The 2,816-nt window shown below is 63.7% G+C and carries 3 protein-coding genes; all 3 read right to left on the reverse strand.

Annotation, left to right across the window (positions count from 1 at the left end; all coding sequences use genetic code 11):
• Nucleotides 1–215: 215 nt before the first annotated feature.
• Complete coding sequence (locus EB084_23175; GenBank protein NDD31166.1) at nt 216–659, reverse strand: hypothetical protein; 444 nt, start codon at nt 657–659, stop codon at nt 216–218.
• A 103-nt stretch (nt 660–762) separates the two neighbouring features.
• Nucleotides 763–2,367 carry a DUF1501 domain-containing protein gene (locus EB084_23180; protein NDD31167.1) on the reverse strand — a complete coding sequence of 535 codons (1,605 nt, stop codon included), beginning with the start codon at nt 2,365–2,367 and terminating at the stop codon, nt 763–765.
• A 217-nt stretch (nt 2,368–2,584) separates the two neighbouring features.
• Complete coding sequence (locus EB084_23185; protein ID NDD31168.1) at nt 2,585–2,791, reverse strand: hypothetical protein; 207 nt, start codon at nt 2,789–2,791, stop codon at nt 2,585–2,587.
• Nucleotides 2,792–2,816: the final 25 nt, after the last annotated feature.

Consider the following 2,816-nt stretch of genomic DNA (forward strand, 5'->3'; position numbering starts at 1 on the left):
AGCGGCTACGGCTACAACGCCGTGGGCTGCGACGGCGTCTACCACCACTTCGACGGCTATGGCGACGTGCGCGACATGTCCGGCCACTACCGCCTGCAGCAGGACGGCTGGGGCAACTGCTATCGCACCCCCCCGGTCTACCACCCGTACTGACCGCGAGACGAAGCCCCCACATCACAAGAAAGGCCCGCTGCGTGCAGCGGGCCTTCTTCGTCTCAGCGGGTCGAGGAGACGCCGTCCACCCTGTCCTGGGGGGGACGCACGTAAAAGCCCACCTGCCAGAGATCATCTTCCCGCTCTCCGATGGCGAGGCGCCACACGTAGCGTCCACTGGGCAGCACGAGTGGCATGCCCTGCACTGCAAAGGCTGTATCGATGGGAATGCCGCGCGGCATGCCGGCAGGGCGTCCTACCTCGAGCTCAGCGTTGAGCTCGATGGGGGTCTGCGTGCCGGGGAGCATGACTGCGTGACCATCGGCGTCGTGCAGGAACAGCCGCACCTTCTTGCGCACGTTCGCCTCGTCCCAGGGCACCTCGACCCTGACCGCAAGGGCCCACTGAAAGGGCCCCGGTCCCGTCACGCTCCAGCCCCCGCCCAGAATGTAGAGCTTCCCGTTGATCTCCTGCGCCGACTCGCACAGGAGCATGGTCACGTGCATCTTGCCTCCTCGGGGAGGCAGCTGTCCGGGCCTCCGCTCAGCCCCTCAATTCCAAGCGCGAAGCGACAATCCTCCGAGCGAGGAGGAACGATGTGCAACACCCTCAACGAGCGCGAGCAGCCGGTTGAGAGGTGCCGGTTCCAGTGACCACGGGGGAGGCCAGTGCATCGACTGGACCATCGAAGTAGCCGTTGCGCTGAAGGAAATCCCGGGTCGAGGCATTCAATGTGGCCCCTGCGCCCGACGAGGGAGCGACGTGGGGCGCCAGCTCTCGCCACAGGGCAACCATCTCGGCAAATCTGGCGGCACTGTCCGGGTCATCGCGAAGGTCTTTGCCCTCCCCTGGGTCGGATTCCGGATCGTAGAGCTCTATTCGCGCCTGGGGGAACATCGTCACGACAAGCTCTCCGTGAGCCGCTCGCAGCCAGACCTTGACGGCGTAGCCCGCATCAGAGGGCTGCTGCCAGGGGTGCAGGCCCGCAAGCGTCGTAACCGCAAAGCGAGGCTTGTCTGCAGGCACCTGCTTCATCAGGCCCACGAGGTCGTTGCCGAGGAATGTCGCAGCTCGGTCGAGCCCTGTGAGGGCCAGCAGCGTGGGGGCCACGTCCTTGAGCCCGACCATCTCGCGGGTAGAGCGGCCCTGAGGGATGGAGGGCCCTGCCAGGATCACGGGGACGTGCGCAATTGAATCGTACCCGTGAACCGCATGCGTCACATAGCCGTGCTCACCCAGATCCCAGCCGTGATCTCCCACGACGACCACGATGGTGCTGTCGAGAAGTCCGCGATCCCGGAGAGCGTCGAGCAGATGGCCGATTGCGCTGTCGGTGCTTCTCACCGCCGCGGCATAGTGCCCCCGGAGATGCCCATAGAACCCCGGTTCCAGCGTCGTGGGCCTGTACTGATCCTTGTATTCCCGCGACAGGTTCGGATTGCGTGTGATCGCCGCGTACTCCTCCATGGAAGCGCCGGGATAGAACCTGCCGTCGAAGATGTGCTCCAAACCGCTCTGCATGGTCGACGCGAGGCGATGCTCGAGCAACGCGTACGGTGATCGGGGGTCAGGGCAGAGACCGCGAAACGGCGCGTGACAATCAGTACCGTGCAGGAACATGAAGAAGGCCGACCGATTCAAGCCATCGACCCACGACATGCCTTCATCAACACGCCTGGAGAGTTCCTGACACGACGCCTCGTTCTCCGTGTACACATCGAACCCCCGAGCGAAGCCGAACCCGGCGGCGATGTTGCCGCCACCCGTGAATCCGCCCGTCGCGTAGCCCGCGCGCTGATACAGCTCCGGCAGCGATGCCACGTCGTCTGCCAGCGTCATCGAGGCATTCGCCTCACGTGGATGACGGCTCGAGAAGAGCGCGATGTGAGAGGGACGGGTCCAAGTTCCCTCGCTGTAGGCCCGCAGACATGTGAAGCCTCTTCTGGCGAGGGCATCGAGGTTCGGGGTCAGGTCGTGCGTCTTCCCGATGACGTCTAGATAGTCGGCCCGCAAAGAGCAGGCCGAGACGATCACGACGTTGGTGCGGCCCGTGATCTTGTTCGCGAACATGCCGGCAGACGCCGTGCCCCCCCCCTGCGCGCGCAAGACATAGAGGCTCGCAATCTGGTTGCTCACAAGCAGCAGAGCAGCAAAGGCAAGACGCGCCTGCATCGTCCATCTACGACTCGCCCGCGACACAACAGCATCGGCCATTCACAGTAGAGTAACACATCGAACCACCAAAAAAGTGGGCAAAGGCGCAAACAAGAATTATTAACGGCATAAAATATGCTTTACAAAAAAAGAGAGTCACCACTGCAACCGCGACCCGCTTCCCGGAACATGCGCTGAAGCAGAGAGCGAGGCTGAGGCAATACGTCGCAGACGAGACCTTGCAGGCCTGAGTACAGACAATTTCCAAGAGCAACGGCTACACTGAGCGCATGGACATCTCGCTCGCACGCCTCTCCCCCTTCCGCGCCTGCAGAGTCCCGGTCAGCGGGTCGCGCCAGACAGCCGAGACACCGTCGCCCTCGATCTGCGCACACGACACGGTGACCCTGCACCACGTTTCCCCCAATCGCCCCGACAAGCACCTCGTGCAGACCTCGGCCGCCATCACCCTGGCCGCAGCCACAACCGCTCTCAACGGTCCCCTCGGT

Source organism: Pseudomonadota bacterium (assembly GCA_010028905.1).
GTDB lineage: Bacteria > Vulcanimicrobiota > Xenobia > RGZZ01 > RGZZ01 > RGZZ01.